Below are 20,252 nucleotides of genomic sequence, written 5' to 3'. Positions count from 1 at the left end.
AATACAGAGTAGCAATTATTATGACTAAAAATACTAACCAAACATTATTACCGACTTCAACGGCGGGTAGTTTACCTAAACCGGTTTGGCTTGCTGAACCTCAAAAGCTGTGGTCGCCTTGGAAATTGCAAGCTGAGCAACTAACTGAAGGTAAACAAGACGCCTTATGCTTGGCATTACAAGAGCAACAACAAGCTGGCATTGATATTGTCAGCGACGGCGAGCAAACACGCCAACACTTTGTGACCACTTTTATTGAACACCTTAACGGCGTTGACTTTGAACAACGTAAAACAGTTAAAATTCGTGACCGCTACGAAGCCAGTGTACCTTCAGTGATTGGCCCTGTTTCTCGTCAAAAGTCAGTGTTTGTTGAAGATGCCGCATTTTTACGCAAGCAAACTAATCAGCCGATAAAATGGGCGCTGCCTGGTCCTATGACAATGGTTGATACGCTTTATGACGCACATTATAAAAACCGTGAAAAACTAGCTTGGGAATTCGCTAAAATCTTAAATGAAGAAGCGAAAGAATTAGAAGCCGCAGGTGTGGATATCATCCAATTTGATGAGCCTGCTTTCAATGTGTTTTTTGATGAGGTCAATGAGTGGGGGATTGCGTGTTTAGAAAGAGCGATCGAAGGGCTTAAATGTGAAACCGCAGTACATATTTGTTATGGCTATGGCATTAAAGCGAATACTGACTGGAAAAAAACACTGGGTAACGAATGGCGCCAATATGAAGAAGTGTTCCCTAAACTACAACAATCTAACATCGATATTATTTCATTGGAGTGTCATAACTCATTAGTACCGATTGAATTATTGGAATTAATTCGTGGTAAAAAAGTCATGGTAGGCGCGATTGATGTTGCCAACGAAACCATTGAAACACCTGAAGAGGTTGCTGCTACCTTACGTGAAGCACTTAAATATGTTGATGCTGATAAACTTTACCCTTGCACAAACTGTGGTATGGCACCTTTAGATCGCGCTATTGCGAGAGGTAAGTTAAACGCCTTAAGTGCTGGTGCAGCGATAGTGAGAAAAGAGTTAGCAAATATTTAATTACTTATCGAATTAAGCAACTTACTCGCGACTTATTCACTGAGTCGCGCAATAACCTGCAGATAAAAGCTACCTATCTTCAGGTTATTGTTGCCTATCAAAATAAAATCTTTACATATTTAATCGCTAGAACCTGATCTTAATTTGTTAACTCCTAAAATCACTTTTGACTGATCTTTTAAAGCAATGTTTGTACTTATTTTTACACTTAGGATAAGACGACGGGATGGCCAGTTTGAGGGTGAGTAATGATCTCTACTGGATGTTTGTAAACTGCTTCTATTACATCAGCTCGAATGACTTCAGCAGGGCTGCCATTGGCAACGATTTCACCATTATTTAAGATAACGATGCGATCGGCATATTGAGCTGCAAGATTGAGATCATGTAATACCACAATCACTGTACCGCCATTTTGTGCAATATCTTTAGCTAATTGTAATGTCCGATGTTGATGTTGAATATCTAAAGCTGAAGTTGGTTCGTCCATCAGCAGTACTTTTTGTTCACCGCTATTGGTTAATTGAGTTAACACACGCGCTAAATGAACACGTTGTTTTTCACCGCCTGACAGGCTCGGATAGCTTCGTTGTGCGAGGTGTTGAATATCCGTTTTCTGCATATTTTCAATAACAGTTAAGTCTAGTTGCTGTCGACTTAGCGTTAAATTCAAGGCGCCAAGTGCAACTACTTCCTGAACACAAAAGTTAAAAGTCAATTGACTATGTTGAGGTAATATCGCCAAGTGTTTAGCCATTGCCTGTTGATCCCAGTGCTTCATCAATTTCCCATAAAAATAACAATCTCCTTGAAACGCCACTTCATTACTAATGGTTTTTAATAAGGAGCTTTTGCCCGTGCCGTTTGGACCCAATAAAATAGTTAATTCATCTCGGTAAAAATCAAGATCAATATTATTAAGTAACTTATGCGCTGCAAATTGTAAATGTATAGCGCGAAGTGAAATCACTGACTTTGTTGTGCTATCACCTTGAGTCATCGCTGCCGGGCTTTTAAAAAAGTTGAACATTACAGTTTGCCCTTTTGTTTAATCAGTAACCATAAGAAGAAAGGGGCACCTAAAATCGCAGTGACGATACCAACGGGCATATCAAGTGGAGCGACAATGGTTCTCGCTAACATATCTGAAATTAATAATAGGGTAGCGCCTAATAACATTGAAATAGGCAATAATGTTTGATGATTAGGTCCGATTAACATGCGTCCAAGGTGAGGAACAATTAAACCGATAAAACCTATCATACCCGCTAGTGAGACTGTAACGCCGACACCAGCTGCCGTTAAGATGATTAAGCGACGCTTTAACGTTTGCACATTAATACCTAGATGTTTGGCTTCTGATTCACCTAACAATAGTGCATTTAATTTATTAGCATCACGCCTAAATAATAGGAATAAACTGATTAAAGCTGCAAAAGCTAACCACAGACTGTTGTTACTTGCACCAGCCAAGGAACCCATTGTCCATAATGATAAATCACGTAAGGCTTGATCGTCAGCGTAATAATTGAGTAAACCTAACATTGCACCAGAAATTGCGCCAATAGCCACGCCCGCTAACAACATCATAGTCACAGAAGTGCCATTCTTACCGGTACCCAATTTATAGACAACGATAGTGGTAATAGCGCCACCAAGAAAAGCAAAAAAAGGAACAGTGCCAAACAATAACAGAGTTGGGAATGAGGCTGAAATAGACGAAAAAAATACAATAGCAATAGCCGCTCCTAGCGCCGCACCTGATGAAACACCAATAATACCAGGATCAGCTAGTGGGTTACGAAACAATCCCTGCATTACCGTACCACAAAGTGCTAATACACCGCCAACAGCAATAGCTAATAAAGTCCGTGGTAAACGAACTTGCTGAATAACCATTGAGATGTGATTAGGAATATGATCAAATTCAAGTGTCGGAATAAGTGATAATAAACTATCACTCAATGAAATATCCATTGGGCCCACACTAATTGAAGCAACAGTGGCCATATAAAGGACCACAATAGCAATAATAAGCAATAATTTGGGTGATATCAGGTGTGAGGGATTGAGCGTCATATTATTTCTTAGCTGGGTTCAATTGTTTATACAGCTGTTCCGACAGGGAAATACTTTCAATACCAAATCCACCAATGATTGCGCTCCCTTCAATAGCGATAATATGATCAGTTTGACTGGCAGGTGTTGCCGCTAATAATGGATACTTTGTTAAAATACCTTGTTGTCCACCTAAGCTATCCCAAGTACGTTGACTTACTAAAATATAATCTGGCTGTAATTCGATGATAGCTTCAATAGATAAAGGCTTATAAGACTCAATTAATTGTTTTGCTGGATTAACCGCTCCTGCATAATCAATCACTACATCCACAGTCGTATTATTACCTGCAATAGTTAAAGGTCTTCCTTCATTAATCATCATAAACAATGCTTTAGGTGGGTTATCTACTGCTCGGTGTGACATATTTTCAATTTTTTCTTCAAGGCTTTCTTTTAACATCGAAGCTTGCTTTTGTGTGTCGGTTATATCAGCAAGGGTATCAATGCGTGCAAAAAGATCTTGCATTCGATCCCCTGAAGGTACTTTTACAACTTCTACTTGTGCCTGTTGTAAAAGAGTTAAGGTTTTTTCAGGCCCCATCACTTCTGAACCAATCAAATGAGTGGGGTTAAGTGCTAATAAACCTTCGGTCGATAACTGACGGTGGTAACCAACTTGTGGAAACTCTTCATTTTTATCTAAATGACGGCTGGTAATATCGATTCCCACTAATTGCTCTTTAGCACCTAGTGCTAAAATCAATTCAGTAATACTAGAGCCCGCACTAATTATTTTATTTTCAGCATTCACTGAAAAACTAAAAGTTAATAAAAGTAATAAAGCCGTTAATTTTTTCATGTTGAAGCATCCATTCTAAGTATATGATTTATTAGTTTATTTTTAATAAAGGGAATTAACATTTTTAGGTCATGCATTATCGTGATTTTAATGTGTGTCTATTATCCATAAAAATTTAATGATATCAATTATCATTTGCATTGGTGTTTGTTGTATATATAATGAGATCCATTATCATTTAGGTGGTTTTTAATTATCATTAAAACCTTAAAACCGACGGAGAGGGTAAATGTTTCAAATGACTAACCAGGAAACAGTTAGGAGTAAGGTCATGGCATTTATGAAAGAGGATTGTAATGTCCCGATTTCAGAAATGGCTAAAAGGCTGGCTTATACAGAAGGAGAAGTGACCTTTGTACTACCCAGTGAAATGGTGTCAATGCTTCCTGGTGTTCATGCGCAACGTATTTTAGAAATGTTGCCGGAGTGGGGAGAGTTGATGACCATTGTTAGTTCACTAGGTTCTATTTTTGAATTTAAAGGAGCACTCCCTGAGGGAAAAGTCGCGAGAGGGTATTACAATTTAATGGGGAAAACGGGGCAATTACATGGGCATATTTTGTTAGATAATATTGCGCATGTAGCAATGGTCAGTAAACCTTTTAGGGGTAAAGAAAGCCATTATATTGGATTTTACGTTGCATCAGGAGAGTGTATTTTCAAAGTTTATTTAGGGCGAGACAATAAACGACAACTGTTCCCAGATCAGATAAGAAAACTACAGCAGTTAAAAAAGGAAGTAATGACATGGTAGGCCATAAAGTAGTAATCAATCAGGATCATAATGAGGTTAAGAAAGAGCGTTTACAAAATCGCTTAGGACCTGAAATACAAGCATTTAGAGATAAGCGTTTAACCTTACAATTAGCGACGATTGATGAACAGGGTAAACCGCATGCAAGTTATACACCTTTTGCCTTTGACCAAGATGGTTATTATATATTAATCAGTTATATAGCGAAGCATGGTCAAAACCTAAAAGAGAATAAACAGATCTCTATTATGATGCTTGAAGACGAATCTGAAGCAAAGAATCTACATGCTCGTAAACGCCTTACCTTTGACTCTGTAGCCACTGAACTTGATAAAACTTCCGTAGAAGGTGTCGCTGGAATAGAGGCATTAATTTCTCGTTTTGGAGAAATGGCTGTCAATTTAAGTCGATTAAATGACTTTTATTTATATCGCCTTGTTCCTAGTAATGGCCGATACGTTAAGGGATTTGGTCAGGCATATAATGTTTCTGGAAATGACTTGGTTGACTTTCTTCACCTTGATCAAGGGCATGACTCTGGAAATCGAAAATCTAAATAAATAACACCCAAAAAATCTAATTACATCCATATAAACGATCAATTCTGTGTTTAGAGATTCGTTCGTTTAAAATTCAAGGAGATGAATAAAAAATGAACAAAAAAACACCGATAGCAATATTAGTAAGTACTACATTTGCGCTACCTAGTTTTGCTGAAAGTACCTTTACAGCAGATGAGATCGTCGTAACAGCAACCAGAACTGAACAAAAAGTTTCCGATGTATCTAGTGCCATTGAATTAATTAATCGTGAAACATTAGATAAGAATATGACCACTAACTTAAAAGATACATTAGATAATACGCCTGGTGTAGAAGTGCAAGGCGACGGCCGGTTTGGTGTTTCCGGCGTAAATATTCGAGGTATGGATGGTAGCCGAGTTAAAATTTTAGTCGATGGTATTGAGCAGCCCACTCCATATAACCCAGGATCAAGCCAACAACGTAAATACCCGAATACTATTGAAGTAGACACGCTGACTTCTATTGAAGTTAATAAAGGGCCATCGTCAAGTTTATATGGTTCAGATGCTTTGGGCGGAACTGTTTTATTTTCTACTAAAGACCCTAAAGATGTATTAGTCACGGAAGAAAACGAAAATCGATTTTCTATCAAAAGTGGCTATTCATCAGTCAATGAAGAGTTTAAAAATACGTTAACTTGGGCTGCACGAAAAGATAAAGTAGAGTCAATTGTGATGCTAACGTATGCAGAAGGGTCTGAATATAAAACCCATGGTGATGGGGCGGATATCCTTGGTACTGAACGGGGAGCTGCTGATCCTGCAGAGACAACACTAGCCAATGGTTTAGCAAAAGTATATTACCAAGCGAATGAAAATAATCGATTTGGATTAACTTTTGAGTATTTTGATTACCAATATGATTCCGATCTTGCATCACTGGAAGGATATGAAATTTTACCTGGTTTTGCTTATACAGACTCCTCTGTCGCAGATCATAATAAGCGTATGCGTATTGGCTTTGAGCATCAATGGCAATTAAATAGTTCATTCGCCGACGATTTAACTTGGGAAATTACTTACCAAACTACAGAAAGTAAATCTGATAACTACGATACTACTAACTGGGGATTTATATATGTTGATAGAGAACGTAATCGTCAACGAATTGCCAGTGATGACTCCATTCAATTTGATATCCAAGCGAATAAGTTCATTAGCACTGAGAATGTTAACCATCAACTAAGTTACGGTGTTTCTTTACTGCATAATGATTTTTCACTTGAAAATACCGACTACACATTATCGTCAGATACTGTTTCGTCAGGAAGTACCGGCATTCCCGATGCAGAGACCATACAGTGGGGAATATTTGTTCAAGACCAAGCCTTCTTAATGGATGATAAATTAGTCCTATCGGCAGGGTTACGTTATGACTCATTCTCTACGAAACCAAGTACAACCGAGGGGTATGACGTTCAACAAGTCGATAATAAAAATGATGCATTTACTGCACGTGTCGGCGCTGTTTATCATGTTGCACCGATGTTTAGCCCTTATACTCAAATATCACAAGGTTTTAAAGCACCTACTGTATATGACCTTTATTACTCGTATGACTCAGGTGCTATCTTTAATGGTAACCCAGATTTAGAGGCTGAAACCAGCTTGTCTTATGAAGTAGGTTTCCGTGGTAAAAATGAAAATCTGCAATATAACTTTAGTGCTTTCTACAATCTTTACGATGACTTCATTACTACCGAAACTATCGGAGAGCAAGATGGTAAAGACGTGATCACTGTTGTTAACCTTGATGAAGTTAAAATTTATGGCGCGGAGTTTTCGTCTCGCGTTAAAGGCCCGGTAGGTACTTATGCAAGTTTCAATATCGCTTATGTTGAAGGGGAAGATGTAAGCACAGGTAATGCATTAGACACTATTGCACCATTAACCAGTAATATTGGATTAGGTTATGATAACCGGGAATATAAATTTGGTGGTCTCATTAATTATAAAGTAGTTGCTAAAAAAGATGAGTGGCAAGATGAAGATCATATTGATGCACCTTCATATAATCTCGTCGATATCACAGCGTATTATAAACCAATGCAAGATCTTACTTTAAGAGCTGGGCTGTTTAATGCATTTGATGAAAAATATTGGGCATACCAAGACATCGCAGCAAATGACACAACATTAGATGATTTCTCAACACAAGCTGGCCGTAATTGGGGAGTGAGTGCAGAATACTCTTTCTAATTAGCCACATAATGTACCATCATTAATTTTAAACCCTTCCTTAAACAGAAGGGTTTTTTGTTATTAAAGTAGTGAACATTATACCTTTCATATTTTTTAAATTTTTATGCATCAACATAATTACAGCTAATTTTGTAGTTTAAATCACTGTTGAATTTAATGTTATCACTTAATGATTGACTGTTACTCGCTAGTTGTAGCAAGCGACTGCATAATCCCTTATAAAACCTACTCTCTTATTTTTTGAAAAATAAGTAGCTGGTGGGCTGAACATAAGATGAATATTGTTAACTTGGCTTAAGTATTTATAGGTGATGATTGAAAATGAGTAAATTTGCTCTAATAACGACCTGTAAACACACTAAGTTGAAGCGATATTTTTTTAAAGGATATTGATTAATCAATGGTTTATGTGAATTCTTTATTAAGCTAACAAGTCAATGAGACTTATAAATCGAGTGGGACACCATCAACCTCAATTGATAAAAGCTAAAAAACCTGCAGACGATTAATAAAATAAGCTAATTGGTTATCGCCCTAGTTACGTTTTGAGTGAGTTAGTTATATAGCGATTATGTACTAGTTATTTTTAGGATATTAGGTAAAGATATAACGCGATATTGATTGAAAAATCAAACCTCTTTGCTCGAGCGATGAAGTCTAACAATGCTACAAATATCCTAAAGCCAAAGACATGATCTTTTCAAAAAGATCTAAGATCACTCTCTTTTGACTTGGATTGAAGTGCCAATAGCGAATGTACTGCTTGGTCGATTGGGAGGTTAATAAAAAGCTATTTCATTGAAATAGCTTTTTAGTTTAATGTCACTGTTTCTATAGTTAAGTTTTATCTTTTCCAAAAGCTAATAGAAAGGTGTTAACACTGATAGTTAACCAGCGATCGATGCTTTCTTGCGTAGGTGGATTATTAGGTGCCATTAAGTTAGACAGTTGTGGTTCACTTCTTAGCAAGTGAATGAATATTTTAGCCGCTTCATCGGCTGTGACATCACCTAAATGTATCTCTTGTTTTTTATTCGCATCATCCAATAATTCTGAAATGATGGAAATCATCATCTTTGGCCCTTCGATAAAAAAGGTATCAGCTAACGATGAAAAGCGAGTGGCTTCTGCAATGATTATTCTGTGTAGAGATAATGCCGTTGGCGATAAAACAATGTTTAGGAATTCATTCGCTAACGTAATTAGTGTTTCTTTTAATTTGCCTGGATTGAATTTAATTGCTCGGATTTGTTGTGCATAATTTTTACACTCAAATTCAATGACGGCAATGAATAAAGCTTCTTTATTTTTGTAATGAGAATAGACAGTGGACTTAGAAACACCTGCCGTTTTTTGAATCATATCAGTGGTTGCACCGCTAAACCCATCACTAAGGAAGACCGTTCTTGCTGCTTGTAATACAACGTCTGCTTTTGATTGTTTAGTTGTATTGCGTGTATTCGATATTGTTGTCATAAATATTCCTAATCATAAGCTTGACAGTATTATAACATATAATGTACCGTACCGTTCGGTTCGATATCAAGTTATTTGAATCAGTTAACATTAATGAACTCAGTTCATTTTTTTTGCCAACAAACTGTACTGAACGGTTCGGTACAGTCTTTGGTTGGTGAAGTTGCAGAAAACAGCTTACAAGGCCAATTTATGTCTTTTTATGAAACTAAATCAATACCTTCTACACCTACTGGTAAGGCATTTGCTATTGCCATTGTCATAGTATCCCTAAGTGCATGTAGTGTCGGCCCTGATTATTCTGTGGCTGAAAATACGATTAATATTCCACAATGGGCGGATACCACGAATCAAGCTGATGGTTTAGTCATTGCATCAAAAGTGGTCAACTCAGATTGGTGGAAGATATTTCAAGACCCTCTATTAACGTCATTGGAAAAGGAGTTGGCAACAAAAAATTTAGATATTCAATTAGCAATGAATCGAATTGAAGAAAGTCGATCATTGTTGGGAATCACTAAATCAGAACAGCTTCCTAACCTAGGGCTAGGGGGAAATTATTCCCGTTATGGGCTCAGTGAAAATGGAAAGTTTGCTGCATTAGGAGCGCCTACTCAAGCAAATAACTTCTGGCAGGTTGGTTTTGATGCAAGCTGGGAACTTGATTTATGGGGAAAATTTGCGCGTAGCAATGAAAGTGCAATGGCTCAGTTAATGGCAACTCAATATGAACAACAGGGGGTTTATGTCGCGATTAGTGCACAACTAGCGCGTATTTATTTGCAGTTGCGTGGTGTGCAAGCACAGATTGATCTAACAGAAAAAAATCTACAAATTGCAAAACGCACAGTAGAGTTAACAGAAAGCCGTGAACGCAATGGTGTTGGTACACGTTTTGAAACCTCTACCTCGCTTGCACAATTGGCCTCAATTAAAGCGATGATGCCAGAACTAAAGCAGCGCCGAAGCAAGTTGATGAATGCTATGGCCTTGCTATTAGGTGAACAACCACACTCACTGGATGAAAGACTAAAAGATGTTATACCTTTACCGGTGTTAGCAAAAGAAATTCCCGTGGGAGTACCTTCGGAATTAGCCCACCGCAGACCCGATATATTAACAGCAGAAGCAGAACTTCATGCAGCGACTGCAGAGATTGGCGTCGCTAAAGCTAACTTTTACCCTCGTATTGCGATCAATGGGCAAATAGGTGGGGAAGCCTTTGAGTATACCGATTTAGGAAGTTGGAGCTCTCGCTTCTTTTCTATTGGACCGTCAGTCTATCTGCCTATATTCCAAGGAGGAAAGCTCACACAAAAACTCGAGCTTACTGAAATTAAGCAAAAAAGTGCTGCCATTAGATATCGACAAACAGTATTAAATGCATGGCATGAAGTGGATGACGCCTTAAGTTACACGGCCGCTCAAGTGCAGCAACATAAAGATCTTACTATTGCTTACCAGCAACATAAACGCGCATTTGATGTTGCTGAACGTAATTTTCAAGAAGGGGTTTCCGATTACCTACAAGTACTAACGGCACAGAAAGATGTATTACTCAGTGAAACTAAACTCAATCTTAATAAAACCCAATCCACACTGAGTTTAGTTAACTTGTATAAAGCATTAGGCGGAGGTTGGAATTGAATCCACATCAACCTCAATCCAATCAACTGCCAATGAAGACAGTTCTGGCTTTATTAGGCATTTTAATTTCAGCTATTATGTCTGGTTTAAATAGTCGAGTTGGTAGCTTAGGGCTGGTCGATATACGCGGTGCTTGGGGACTTGCTTTAGATGCATCAACATGGCTTTCCACGGCTTATACCGTAGGGGAACTGATTGCGATGCCTTTTGCAACCTGGTTTGCTATCACCTTGTCGGTACGCCGTTTTCATTTTTACATGGTTCTCTGCAGTGCTGCGATTGCATTAATTCTGCCGTTTATCCAAGACCTTAATCTCATGATCGGGTTACGCTTTATACAGGGGGTTAGTAGCGGTGCATTAATTCCTATTTTAATGATGATGGCGTTAAAAACGTTACCGCCCCATATTCGTTTACATGGTTTAGCGCTATACGCACTGACGGCAACATTCGCGCCTAACCTTGCAATATGGATCACTGCTTTTTGGACAGATAGCATCAACGATTGGCGCTGGGTTTACTGGCAAATATTACCAATGTGCTTTATCTCACTGACCTTAGTTGGAATGACATTGCCTAAAGAAAAGGTGTTATTAGGTCGTTTTAAAGAAGGTAATTGGTTTGGCATGTGCTTTGGTATGATTGCGCTAATACTGATTGGTATTAGCCTATCTCAAGGTGTGCGCCTGGACTGGTTCAATTCCCCGTTAATTTGCATCAGCTTAGGTTGTGGTTTGGCTTTTCTTGGTATTTATCTATTAAGTGAATGGTATCACCCAACGCCTTTCATCAAGTTACAACTGCTTTCACGACGTAATTTGTGGTTAGGCTCAGTTATATTCATGGCCTTATTAACCATTTTATTGTCAGGGAGTTTATTACCGGCAAGTTACCTTGGCATGATTCAAGGATTTAAAGTCCAGCAGATAGCACCGATTGGTTTATATATCGCTTTACCACAATTAATTTTAGGCTCGATTGTGGCCATATTTCTGTATCAAAAGTGGGTTAATGCAAAAGTTGTATTGTGTATCGGTCTCGCTGTGATTGCTATCTCGTGCTTTTTGAGTGCGCAGTTAACAATTCAATGGCATACCAATCAGTTTATTAATGCAACTTTACTGCAAGCGGTTGGGCAACCGATGGTGGTTGTCCCCTTATTATTTTTAATGACCAGTGTTGTCGCGCCCATGGAAGGACCTTATTTTTCAGGAACAATTAATGCGTTACGAGTGCTAGGTACCTTATTTGGTAGCGCAGTGGTCGGCCAATTATTAGTCGTAAGAGGGCGATACCATTCTCAAGTATTACTAGATCAAGCAATGCAAAATGACAACTTACACTTTATTGAAAGCACAAATATTAACGCTGTAATTGCGCAGCAATCACATATTTTATCAGTTGCAGACAGTTATCGCGTATTAGGTGTTTTCGCTATTATTGTCATTTTTCTTGTTTTAAAAATGTTCTATATACCGGCACCAAACACGCAAGCTGCACCTGCTACTAACAACTTACAACCCAAACACGGATAAATTATCATGACGAACAAAAGTAAACCGAAAATATTGAAAACAATCTTGATCACGTTATTGCTTCTAATTGCAGTGTGCGTAGTTGTTTATTTCAACCAACCAGAGTCCAATGCTGCGCACCAAAAAACAGATGACGCTTATGTGCAAGCGGATATCACATTTGTTTCAGCACAAGTTTCAGGCGTGTTAAATGACGTATTAATTAAAGATAATCAAGCCGTAAAAGAAGGAGATGTCTTAGCGATCATCGATGACCATGATTATAAAATTGCGATAAAAATGGAAGAGTCTAGAGTAAATAGTGCTAAAGCCAATATTGCTATCTTGAATGCACAAATCCTTAAACAAAAAAATGCGATTAACAAAACCTCTGTTTTACTTGATATCAGTAAAGCAGACATAAAATTAGCGAATGATGATTTTGTTCGTTACACAAACTTAGCTAAAGATGGTGCAGCGAGTGTGCAAACATTACAACGAGCAAGAAACCAACTTAATGTTAAGCAAGCAATTTATGAGAAAAACAAACTTTTATTAGAAGAAACAAAGCTAGAGTTGAATATCCTCAAGAGTGAGCGAGAAAAAGCGGATGCAGAACTGACCCTAGCAGAGTCATCGTTAGCTTTAGCCAAATTACAATATTCATATACGCGTATCGTCGCAACCACTGACGGTATTATTGGCAAAAAAACCGCAAGAAAAGGCGCTTATGTGACACCAAACAAGCCATTATTTGCAATTATTCCTATCGATGATATTTATATTCACGCAAATTACCGAGAAACACAATTGGCAAAAGTAGCCCCTGGCGACCCTGTTGAAGTGAAGGTAGATGCATTTCCAAATCAAGTTTTAAAAGGCGTAGTTGATAGCTTAGCACCTGCGAGTGGCGTGAGCTATTCATCAATAGGCCCTAGTAATGCAACGGGGAACTTCACCAAAATTGTACAAAGGTTGCCTATTCGTATTCAATTATCAGCAGATCAGCCTTTATCTAAAAAATTAAGGGTAGGGATGTCAGTGACAACAGATATTAACGTAACACAATAATATTTAAGAGTAAGTCTACTCTGTGGGTAGGCTTACTCAATCAACGTTCAATCATCCACACTTATTTTATCTCACGAATTTTTTCTATAAACCAGCGCATGGCTCTACCTTTGTTATTTGCTCTCCAACCCATAAATAAAGGCGTCAATGGTGCATCTTTATCGATTAACAGTGGGACGAGATCGCCACTTTCAAGATGGTTAATAATGCGGTGCGTCGGCAAAAAACCAACGCCGACTCCTCGTATTTGAGCTAAGATTTTTTGCTCCATTGAGGCAACGCGTAAAATTCGTTGTTTTTCAAATATTCTATGCGTCATGGCGGGAGATGTTTTAGAAGAGTCTTTGATCATAACTGAATGAAATGGTTTTATATCCTCTTCTGTTAAAGGCTGTTTGTATTCAAGTAAAGGGTGATTTTTACTGGCCACAAACTGCCAATCTGCGATAGCGATTTCTTCAAATTTAATGCCTTGTATATTGATTTCTGGCTTCGGTGCACCAATCACCAGATCAGCTCTATTTTCAATAATCGCTTCCCAACTACCAGCCAAAACCTCTTCAATAATCGTCACTTCAACACCCGTATTAAGCTGATAAAACGCTTCAACAATGTCATAAATTTTATCGATATCATAAATCGTATCCCGTGCGATAGTCAGTTGAGACTCCCAGCCACTATCAACTTGTTTGGCATTCTCGACAATATGTTCAGCTGCTTTTAGTAATTCCCGACCCTGTTCAAGCAATACTCTCCCCGCAGGTGTTAGCACCGATCGTCGACCTTCACGTCGATAGATCATAATACCTAACTCTTCTTCTAATTTTTGTACAGTATAGGTGACCGTTGACGGCACTCGATAAAGTGCAGCAGCGGCGGCGGCAAAACTGCCTTTTTTATCTATTGCATCTAGGACTTCACAAGCGTCTAAAGATAACTTCATCAATTCACCTCTTTTATAATTGTTCAGTATATTCGAACATATTAATCAGTATAACTTGATTTTAATCAAAAATATTCACTATACAATGTATTTAAAGTTCGAAAAAACAAAATAGAAAACTAGTTTTGTAATCAATTAATCGTTAAATAGGAAATGAAAATGCAGTTATTAAGTAAAGATTCTTTACACAGAGGTGGATTTGCAGGTCTAAAAGAAACACGTCTAATTGTTGATAACAAAATTGGTGGACAAAGTGACACCTGGAATGGCTTGGGTAACTTTATTTACCTAGCTGATGCACGCTTTTCACCTAAAGGCCAAACTGGAATGCATCCTCATAAAGAATTAGATGTGATTTCAATTATGTTGGAAGGCAATATAGAGCATAAAGGTTCTATGGAAAATGGCAAATCGATGGGTGCGAATCAAGTGCAAGCACAACGCGCTGGTGGAGAAGGTTTTGTCCATAATGAGATAAACCCTGACAATGCAGAAAATAGAATGTTGCAACTCTGGGTGTTACCTGAAGTTGCAGGCGAACCAGCAAGTTATCAGTTTTATGATCTTAAAAAAGATCAAATGGTTAGAGTTTACGGCGGCAGTAAATCAGACAGTAAAACATTGGATAGCCAAACTATTATTGAAGTGGGTTTACTCACTAAAGAGACAAAAATTACCAAACAAGGTGAATTCATGGCTTATGTGACAGGTGGCACAGGCACGCTAAACGGCGTTGAAGTAACAGACGGTGATTTAATACGTGATGTAGGTTTAGACTTTACCGTGCAAAGTGAACAGGTCCATTTAACCCTGATTTATTTAAATAAATAAACGTAAAAAAGATAACCGAATAATAATGATTCAGTCGTATCTTTAACCAGGTATCGTACTGAAAAATAACTTAAAATAAGACTAAAGTCTGTCTTCAACGTAAATGTTAAGATGACTTAATACAGGAATTTAAAACATGAAAAAAATACTAACAGTTTCAGCGAGTAACAGTGCTAACTCAATTAACAGAACAATACTTGAGTTAGCTTCAAGTAAAATTGAAGGTCATGATGTTGCCATGTTAGATATTAGAGATTATCCGATGCCTTTCTTTAGTTTAGATAAAGAAGAAAGCGAAGGGCATCCTGAAACAGCTAAACAAGTACGTGCATTATTTGCAGAGTATGATGCATTTATTATCGCTTCACCAGAGCATAACGGCAGTATGCCAGCTGAGTTTAAAAATTTAATTGATTGGGTTTCTCGTTTAGGTGATTTACAAGACCCAATGTTTGGAAACAAGAAGCCAGTGTTGTTATTAAGTGCTTCACCGGGTCCTAATGGAGGAGCGACAAACCTTCAAACGCTAACGCAATTAATGCCATGGTGGGGCGCGGATATAAAAGGTTCATATAGTTTAGGTAGTTATTACGAACACTTGGTTGATGGTTCATTAAATGCTGAAAAAGAGGAAGCGATTACAAAATCAGTCACTGATTTCGTAAATGCGCTTTAGTAAATAAGGTGACGATACTTATTTAAAAGTACGTCGCTGATTGTTTTTTATTTTGTTGAGTCCTTAATAAAAACCTAAAAAGTAAGTACGAACCCCATCAACTGTAGTTAATTTCTACCTTTAAACTACCTTTCAAAGGTGCTGAGTGATTAGCATTGAAAGGTAGTTTCTTATCATTACCCTCATTGTATATATTTGTCTATGGCCCTAAGCACAGGTTTAGTGCTTACTAATATGCTTATTTTTCTAATTTTTCATATTTTTGGTTGTTTACTTGAAATAGAACTAAACAATATTAATAGTAGATTGATATTTATAGTTATCTTTATATGATTAGACATTATAAACTTATTGATCAATAAGCTCTAAAATCAGCAATATTTTCAATACCTTCCTAATCTTACATTCACATTTTGTATTACTACAGTATCTAGCTTTGCACCTTTAGAGGTAGCCTATAAATAATTGCACTCATTTAGGGCTGTCTTTGTGATTTTATTTTATTAAGTCACTGTTATTTAAAGCTTCTTTCTTATGGCATCAAATTTGCTGCCATACATCTGTTATTTTGAAGACTAATGTTTATATATTAGATACGAGCATTAATCTTATATAGCTAAAACTCATATTGAATACTTCTTTTCAGTCAATCACTTTTAACTAAATTCATAATATTTAGATGCAGCTTTTTTAATTAAAGTGATTAATTATTTTAAGGTCGTCATTCTGTCTATAAACTTTAAAAACAGGTATCGCTATGGAAGAAAATATCGATAAATACATTGAAATACGTAAAAAACTACACCGTAATCCTGAGCTTAAATATGAAGAGTTTGATACGGGAAAGTTAGTGACTGAGCATTTAAAAAAATTAGGTTATGCAGTTGAAACGGGCTTAGGAAAAACAGGCGTTAAAGCAGTGCTTTATACTAATAGACCAGGTCCTACTATTGCTTTTCGAGCAGATCTTGATGCATTGCCTATTTGTGAACTTAATGATTTTGAACATAAATCTCAAAACGAAGGGAAGATGCATGCCTGTGGTCATGATGGGCATACAGCAAGTTTATTATGTGCAGCTGAATCATTAATGGCTAACAAAGATGCTTATTGCGGGAATATCGTGATTATCATGCAACCTGCAGAAGAAGGTGGAGCAGGCGCTAAAGCGATGATTGATGATGGTGTTTTAGAAAATCCAAGGATTGATAAAATATTTGGTTATCATAATCGTCCTGGATTTAAGCAAGGTCTTGTGTTTGTAAAGTCTGGATCTGCAATGGGAGGGAATTCAAGTATTTCTATCCAAATAACCGGTAAAGGTGGGCATGCTGCAATGCCTCATTTAACACATGATCCAATTGTTGCTGGTGCTAGTTTTGTAGTTCAAGTTCAGACAGTTATCTCAAGAAAAATATCTCCTTTAAGCGCTGCTGCAGTGACTGTTTCAGAGTTTCATGCTGGTGAGGGGCATAATGTTATCGGATCAAATTGTGAACTTAGTTTAAGTGTTCGGTCTGATCATAAAGAAACTGATGAAATATTAGTACGTGAAATAGAAAAAACACTAAAGAATGTTTGCGAACAGTTTAATTGCTCTTATAAATTTGATTTGTTGATTTCTATACCCGCACTTGTTAATCACCGTCAAGAAACCACTGATGTTATTAAAGCTTGTGAAGGTAGTTTTGATAAAGAGAACTTATTAGAAATTGATTATATGCCGACCATGGGAGCAGAAGACTTTAGCTATTATTTACTAGAAAGGCCCGGTTGTTATTTTTTCATAGGTAATGGTGAAGAGTCAGCATATTTACATAATGCTCATTATGACTTTAACGATAAAAATATTGCAGTAGCACGACAAGTTTATATGGATTTAGCTGAATTTTATCTAGGGAGAGGCAAATAATGCAAAATACAAAAAATATTAATAGTATTCCTGAGACAATTAAAGATAACCCGTTTTTAGCATGGGTTGAGCGGACTGGTAACAAGCTACCACATCCATTTTTATTATTTGTATATTTAGCGCTCGCTGTGATTGTGATTTCCGCCATATTAAATTACTTTGGGACTAATACATACAATCCTAAAACATCGGAAACTTATCCGATCAAATCTCTATTATCTGGAGATGGCGTTGCTTACATGTTTACTAACTTTGTGAAAAACTTTGTTGGTTTCCCGCCATTAGGTACAATCATTACTGTTATGCTTGGTATTGGTTTAGCTGAGCGTGTGGGGCTGCTATCAACTTTATTGACTCAAACTGTGGCTAAAGCGCCTCGTCATTTACTGACCTTTTGTGTCTTTATTGCCGGTATTTGTGGGTCAATCGCTTCTGATGCAAACTACTTAATTTTAATCCCATTGGTTGCCATGATATTCCACAGTGTTGGTCGTAACCCATTAGCAGGAGCAGCGGCAGCTTATGCAGCAGCAGGTGCGGGTTATGATGCTAGTTTATTTATAACCGTTGGTGATGCTTTATTTGCTGGTATTGCTACGGATGCAGCTAGGATTATCGATCCCGATGCATATGTAAGTGCTGTCGATAACTATTATTTTGTTGCTTGCTCTGTATTTGTTTTGGCTACTGTAGGTACGCTTATTATTGATAAGATAGTAGAGCCGAGATTAAATAACCTCCATCCATTATCTACAATGATAAAAGAGAGACCAACAACAGACCTTAACATGACAGCAGAAGAAAAAATGGGTCTTAAACGTGTAGTGTTTTTTACTATTGGTTATCTGATCTTTATTCTCGCTCTTATTCTTCCTGAAACATCAGCTCTAAGAAACAGTGATGGTGGATTAATTCCATCACCATTTTTGAAAAGTCTTGTACCATTTATGTTTTTTTATTTTCTTGGTATAGGCGTTATTTACGGTAAAGCTGTTGGTAAAATTAAAAAAATAGAGGACATTCCGACATTAATGGCTGAATCGGTGAAGACTTTAGCAACAACATTGGTGCTGTTTTTGGCAATTGCGCAGTTTATTGCTTATTTTAAATGGACTGGAATTGGTAATTTAGTTGCATTTGAGGGAGCTCATTTTTTAGAGTCAGTTGGTTTTGATGGATATGCCTTAATTGTAAGCTTTATTTTGATCACCTGTATTTGTAATGTCTTTATGACGAGTGGTAGTGCTCAATTTGCACTTTTTGCTCCTATATTTATCCCAATGCTTATGCAGTTAAATATCGACCCAGCATTTACGATGGCAATGTTTCGGATTGGGGATAGTGCAACAAACATTATCTCTCCTATGTCACCTTACTTCAGTGTCGCCCTGGTTTTTATGCAAAGTTATAAACCTGAACTGAGAATTGGTACATTGATAGCAACAATGCTGCCGCTAGCTATCGGCTTCCTTGTATTTTGGAGTGCATTTTTACTATTATGGACGGCACTTGGTTTAGATATTGGCCCTGGTGTATCTATGTACATCAACTAGATAATTTATTTATAGATTTACTTACTAACTGTAGTTAATTTCTACCTTTAAACTACCTTTCAAAGGTGCTGAGTGATTGGCATCGAAAGGTAGTTTCTTATCATTACCCTGATCATCTAACGATCGTTTTTTACATGATGGACGTGCAACTGATCTTGACACCGCAATACGTTGGCACGGTGGAGAAGCGCAAACAGCAAAAGAAGCATTTGTTGGTCTAACAGAAGCACAACGCAATGAGTTGTTATCCTTCTTAAGGTCAATTTAAACTCGCATTAATCCACTAACCAGAACAGTTTGAAGGAACTTATTTTTAATAGGTTTCTTCAAACTTTATTTCCTCTTCTATGTACCTACGTATTTTCAGTTTTTTCTTCAATAACTAAACATATAAATTGTATATACTTTATGTTCTCACTCACAGAATTTTTTAATCATTATTGGGTATTTTGGTTTATAATTTGTTGAATATTAATTTACATAAAAGAGCGTTAAATGAAAAAAACAGACCGAGAACGCTTTGATTACATTCAATATATTGGATGGTGGGAAGGGCAAATAAATGCATCACATCTAATGCGACACTTTCAATTAACCAGAGACTCAGCATCAGCTATTTTGAAAAAATATGATTATAAGTATCCTCATCATTTTCAATATGATCAGTCGCTTAAAGCCAGAGTTATCACGCAGGACTTTTTACCAGCTAAAAAAATTCAAAACTTCAGTAAGTATCTCGAATTAATAAAGAATAGTCGATGTGAAGTAGTTTCTGAATGTATTGAAGAGGTTGAAGCACCTTTTAGGAATATAAATGCAAAATCTGTTCGTCCTATTCTAAAAGCAATTACTGAAAACCTTGCTATTGATATTGGTTATATCTCCTTATCTAGTCCTGATTATTTAGATCGGATAATAGAGCCACATTCTTTAATCTTTGCACGGGGATGAACCGACAGTATCGATTAATCTCATATTGTCTGTGGGGTGTTTCCCGTATCCACGGGGATGAACCGTTCGCAGACGGTGATCGGAAACTAGCTAAAGAGTGTTTCCCGTATCCACGGGGATGAACCGGTGTACGGTGCAGGTTTAGTTGATTC

The 20,252-nt window shown here is 37.3% G+C and carries 18 protein-coding genes; 13 read left to right on the top strand and 5 right to left on the bottom strand.

Annotation, left to right across the window (positions count from 1 at the left end; genetic code table 11):
* Positions 1–20 precede the first annotated feature (20 nt).
* Positions 21–1,067 (top strand): methionine synthase, encoded by a 1,047-nt coding sequence (locus V6256_RS11050; protein ID WP_341598271.1) that lies wholly within the window; start codon positions 21–23, stop codon positions 1,065–1,067.
* Positions 1,068–1,275: 208 nt separating this feature from the next.
* Here V6256_RS11050 and V6256_RS11045 read toward each other — a convergent pair whose 3' ends face one another.
* The 3 genes from V6256_RS11045 to V6256_RS11035 are packed head-to-tail and all read right to left on the bottom strand — an operon-like array spanning position 1,276 to position 3,987.
* Positions 1,276–2,097 carry a heme ABC transporter ATP-binding protein gene (locus tag V6256_RS11045; protein WP_341598270.1) on the bottom strand — a complete coding sequence of 274 codons (822 nt, stop codon included), beginning with the start codon at positions 2,095–2,097 and terminating at the stop codon, positions 1,276–1,278.
* Complete coding sequence (locus V6256_RS11040) at positions 2,097–3,146, bottom strand: FecCD family ABC transporter permease (protein WP_341598269.1); 1,050 nt, start codon at positions 3,144–3,146, stop codon at positions 2,097–2,099. The genes V6256_RS11045 and V6256_RS11040 overlap by 1 nt, the downstream gene beginning before the upstream one ends.
* A gap of 1 nt (position 3,147) precedes the next feature.
* The gene (locus V6256_RS11035) at positions 3,148–3,987 is read right to left on the bottom strand and encodes a heme/hemin ABC transporter substrate-binding protein (RefSeq protein ID WP_341598268.1); all 840 of its coding nucleotides are present in this window, start codon (positions 3,985–3,987) and stop codon (positions 3,148–3,150) included.
* Between the two features lie 271 nt (positions 3,988–4,258).
* Between V6256_RS11035 and hutX the strand changes: the two genes are divergently transcribed.
* The 3 genes from hutX (at position 4,259) to V6256_RS11020 (ending at position 7,523) form a co-directional block, all read left to right on the top strand.
* Positions 4,259–4,741 carry a heme utilization cystosolic carrier protein HutX gene (hutX, locus tag V6256_RS11030; protein ID WP_341598267.1) on the top strand — a complete coding sequence of 161 codons (483 nt, stop codon included), beginning with the start codon at positions 4,259–4,261 and terminating at the stop codon, positions 4,739–4,741.
* Complete coding sequence (gene hutZ, locus V6256_RS11025) at positions 4,735–5,301, top strand: heme utilization protein HutZ (RefSeq protein ID WP_341598266.1); 567 nt, start codon at positions 4,735–4,737, stop codon at positions 5,299–5,301. The genes hutX and hutZ overlap by 7 nt, the downstream gene beginning before the upstream one ends.
* Positions 5,302–5,393: 92 nt before the next feature.
* Positions 5,394–7,523, top strand: coding sequence for a TonB-dependent hemoglobin/transferrin/lactoferrin family receptor (locus tag V6256_RS11020; protein ID WP_341598265.1), 2,130 nt, complete (start codon positions 5,394–5,396; stop codon positions 7,521–7,523).
* A gap of 840 nt (positions 7,524–8,363) precedes the next feature.
* Here V6256_RS11020 and V6256_RS11015 read toward each other — a convergent pair.
* On the bottom strand, positions 8,364–9,002 hold the full coding sequence (locus V6256_RS11015) for a TetR/AcrR family transcriptional regulator C-terminal domain-containing protein (RefSeq protein WP_341598264.1): 639 nt from the start codon (positions 9,000–9,002) through the stop codon (positions 8,364–8,366).
* Between the two features lie 93 nt (positions 9,003–9,095).
* Here V6256_RS11015 and V6256_RS11010 point away from each other — a divergent pair, with 93 nt between their 5' ends.
* Genes V6256_RS11010 through V6256_RS11000 form a run of 3 tightly spaced genes read left to right on the top strand, consistent with a single transcriptional unit; the run spans position 9,096 to position 13,234 of the window.
* A complete protein-coding gene (locus V6256_RS11010) occupies positions 9,096–10,649 on the top strand; it encodes an efflux transporter outer membrane subunit (RefSeq protein ID WP_341598263.1) in 1,554 nt (517 codons plus the stop codon).
* Positions 10,646–12,184 (top strand): MFS transporter, encoded by a 1,539-nt coding sequence (locus V6256_RS11005; RefSeq protein WP_341598262.1) that lies wholly within the window; start codon positions 10,646–10,648, stop codon positions 12,182–12,184. The genes V6256_RS11010 and V6256_RS11005 overlap by 4 nt, the downstream gene beginning before the upstream one ends.
* A gap of 6 nt (positions 12,185–12,190) precedes the next feature.
* A complete protein-coding gene (locus tag V6256_RS11000; RefSeq protein WP_341598261.1) occupies positions 12,191–13,234 on the top strand; it encodes an HlyD family secretion protein in 1,044 nt (347 codons plus the stop codon).
* Positions 13,235–13,295: 61 nt separating this feature from the next.
* On the opposite strand, the gene V6256_RS10995 is transcribed toward V6256_RS11000, so the two are convergent.
* Positions 13,296–14,177, bottom strand: coding sequence for a LysR substrate-binding domain-containing protein (locus V6256_RS10995; protein ID WP_341598260.1), 882 nt, complete (start codon positions 14,175–14,177; stop codon positions 13,296–13,298).
* Positions 14,178–14,336: 159 nt separating this feature from the next.
* On the opposite strand from V6256_RS10995, the gene V6256_RS10990 reads away from it, so the two are divergent.
* From V6256_RS10990 to V6256_RS10965, 6 genes are all read left to right on the top strand, one after another.
* Entirely contained in the window at positions 14,337–15,008 is a 672-nt protein-coding gene (locus V6256_RS10990; protein WP_341598259.1) for a pirin family protein, read from the top strand.
* A 136-nt stretch (positions 15,009–15,144) separates the two neighbouring features.
* Positions 15,145–15,684: an NADPH-dependent FMN reductase gene (locus tag V6256_RS10985; RefSeq protein WP_341598258.1), complete on the top strand. Its 540-nt coding sequence runs from the start codon at positions 15,145–15,147 to the stop codon at positions 15,682–15,684.
* A 757-nt stretch (positions 15,685–16,441) separates the two neighbouring features.
* Complete coding sequence (locus tag V6256_RS10980; protein WP_341598257.1) at positions 16,442–17,596, top strand: M20 metallopeptidase family protein; 1,155 nt, start codon at positions 16,442–16,444, stop codon at positions 17,594–17,596.
* Complete coding sequence (locus tag V6256_RS10975) at positions 17,596–19,149, top strand: AbgT family transporter (RefSeq protein ID WP_341598256.1); 1,554 nt, start codon at positions 17,596–17,598, stop codon at positions 19,147–19,149. Before V6256_RS10980 ends, V6256_RS10975 begins: the two co-directional genes overlap by 1 nt.
* A 166-nt stretch (positions 19,150–19,315) precedes the next feature.
* A complete protein-coding gene (locus V6256_RS16435) occupies positions 19,316–19,417 on the top strand; it encodes a di-heme oxidoredictase family protein (RefSeq protein WP_424141060.1) in 102 nt (33 codons plus the stop codon).
* A 227-nt stretch (positions 19,418–19,644) separates the two neighbouring features.
* A complete protein-coding gene (locus V6256_RS10965; RefSeq protein ID WP_341598254.1) occupies positions 19,645–20,100 on the top strand; it encodes a BrxR family helix-turn-helix transcriptional regulator in 456 nt (151 codons plus the stop codon).
* Positions 20,101–20,252: the final 152 nt, after the last annotated feature.

This window comes from Psychromonas aquatilis, from assembly GCF_038155185.1.
Classification (GTDB): domain Bacteria; phylum Pseudomonadota; class Gammaproteobacteria; order Enterobacterales; family Psychromonadaceae; genus Psychromonas; species Psychromonas aquatilis.
Note: the sequence above shows the minus strand (reverse complement) of the source record. Positions and strands in the feature narration are given on the sequence as shown.

What these genes read in the sequence shown, in the direction of transcription:
- V6256_RS11050 (WP_341598271.1), top strand. Translation starts at nt 21, where the DNA reads ATGACTAAAAATACTAACCAAACATTATTACCGACTTCAACGGCGGGT.
- V6256_RS11045 (WP_341598270.1), bottom strand. Translation starts at nt 2,097, where the DNA reads ATGTTCAACTTTTTTAAAAGCCCGGCAGCGATGACTCAAGGTGATAGC.
- V6256_RS11040 (WP_341598269.1), bottom strand. Translation starts at nt 3,146, where the DNA reads ATGACGCTCAATCCCTCACACCTGATATCACCCAAATTATTGCTTATT.
- V6256_RS11035 (WP_341598268.1), bottom strand. Translation starts at nt 3,987, where the DNA reads ATGAAAAAATTAACGGCTTTATTACTTTTATTAACTTTTAGTTTTTCA.
- hutX (WP_341598267.1), top strand. Translation starts at nt 4,259, where the DNA reads ATGGCATTTATGAAAGAGGATTGTAATGTCCCGATTTCAGAAATGGCT.
- hutZ (WP_341598266.1), top strand. Translation starts at nt 4,735, where the DNA reads ATGGTAGGCCATAAAGTAGTAATCAATCAGGATCATAATGAGGTTAAG.
- V6256_RS11020 (WP_341598265.1), top strand. Translation starts at nt 5,394, where the DNA reads ATGAACAAAAAAACACCGATAGCAATATTAGTAAGTACTACATTTGCG.
- V6256_RS11015 (WP_341598264.1), bottom strand. Translation starts at nt 9,002, where the DNA reads ATGACAACAATATCGAATACACGCAATACAACTAAACAATCAAAAGCA.
- V6256_RS11010 (WP_341598263.1), top strand. Translation starts at nt 9,096, where the DNA reads ATGAACTCAGTTCATTTTTTTTGCCAACAAACTGTACTGAACGGTTCG.
- V6256_RS11000 (WP_341598261.1), top strand. Translation starts at nt 12,191, where the DNA reads ATGACGAACAAAAGTAAACCGAAAATATTGAAAACAATCTTGATCACG.
- V6256_RS10995 (WP_341598260.1), bottom strand. Translation starts at nt 14,177, where the DNA reads ATGAAGTTATCTTTAGACGCTTGTGAAGTCCTAGATGCAATAGATAAA.
- V6256_RS10990 (WP_341598259.1), top strand. Translation starts at nt 14,337, where the DNA reads ATGCAGTTATTAAGTAAAGATTCTTTACACAGAGGTGGATTTGCAGGT.
- V6256_RS10985 (WP_341598258.1), top strand. Translation starts at nt 15,145, where the DNA reads ATGAAAAAAATACTAACAGTTTCAGCGAGTAACAGTGCTAACTCAATT.
- V6256_RS10980 (WP_341598257.1), top strand. Translation starts at nt 16,442, where the DNA reads ATGGAAGAAAATATCGATAAATACATTGAAATACGTAAAAAACTACAC.
- V6256_RS10975 (WP_341598256.1), top strand. Translation starts at nt 17,596, where the DNA reads ATGCAAAATACAAAAAATATTAATAGTATTCCTGAGACAATTAAAGAT.
- V6256_RS10965 (WP_341598254.1), top strand. Translation starts at nt 19,645, where the DNA reads ATGAAAAAAACAGACCGAGAACGCTTTGATTACATTCAATATATTGGA.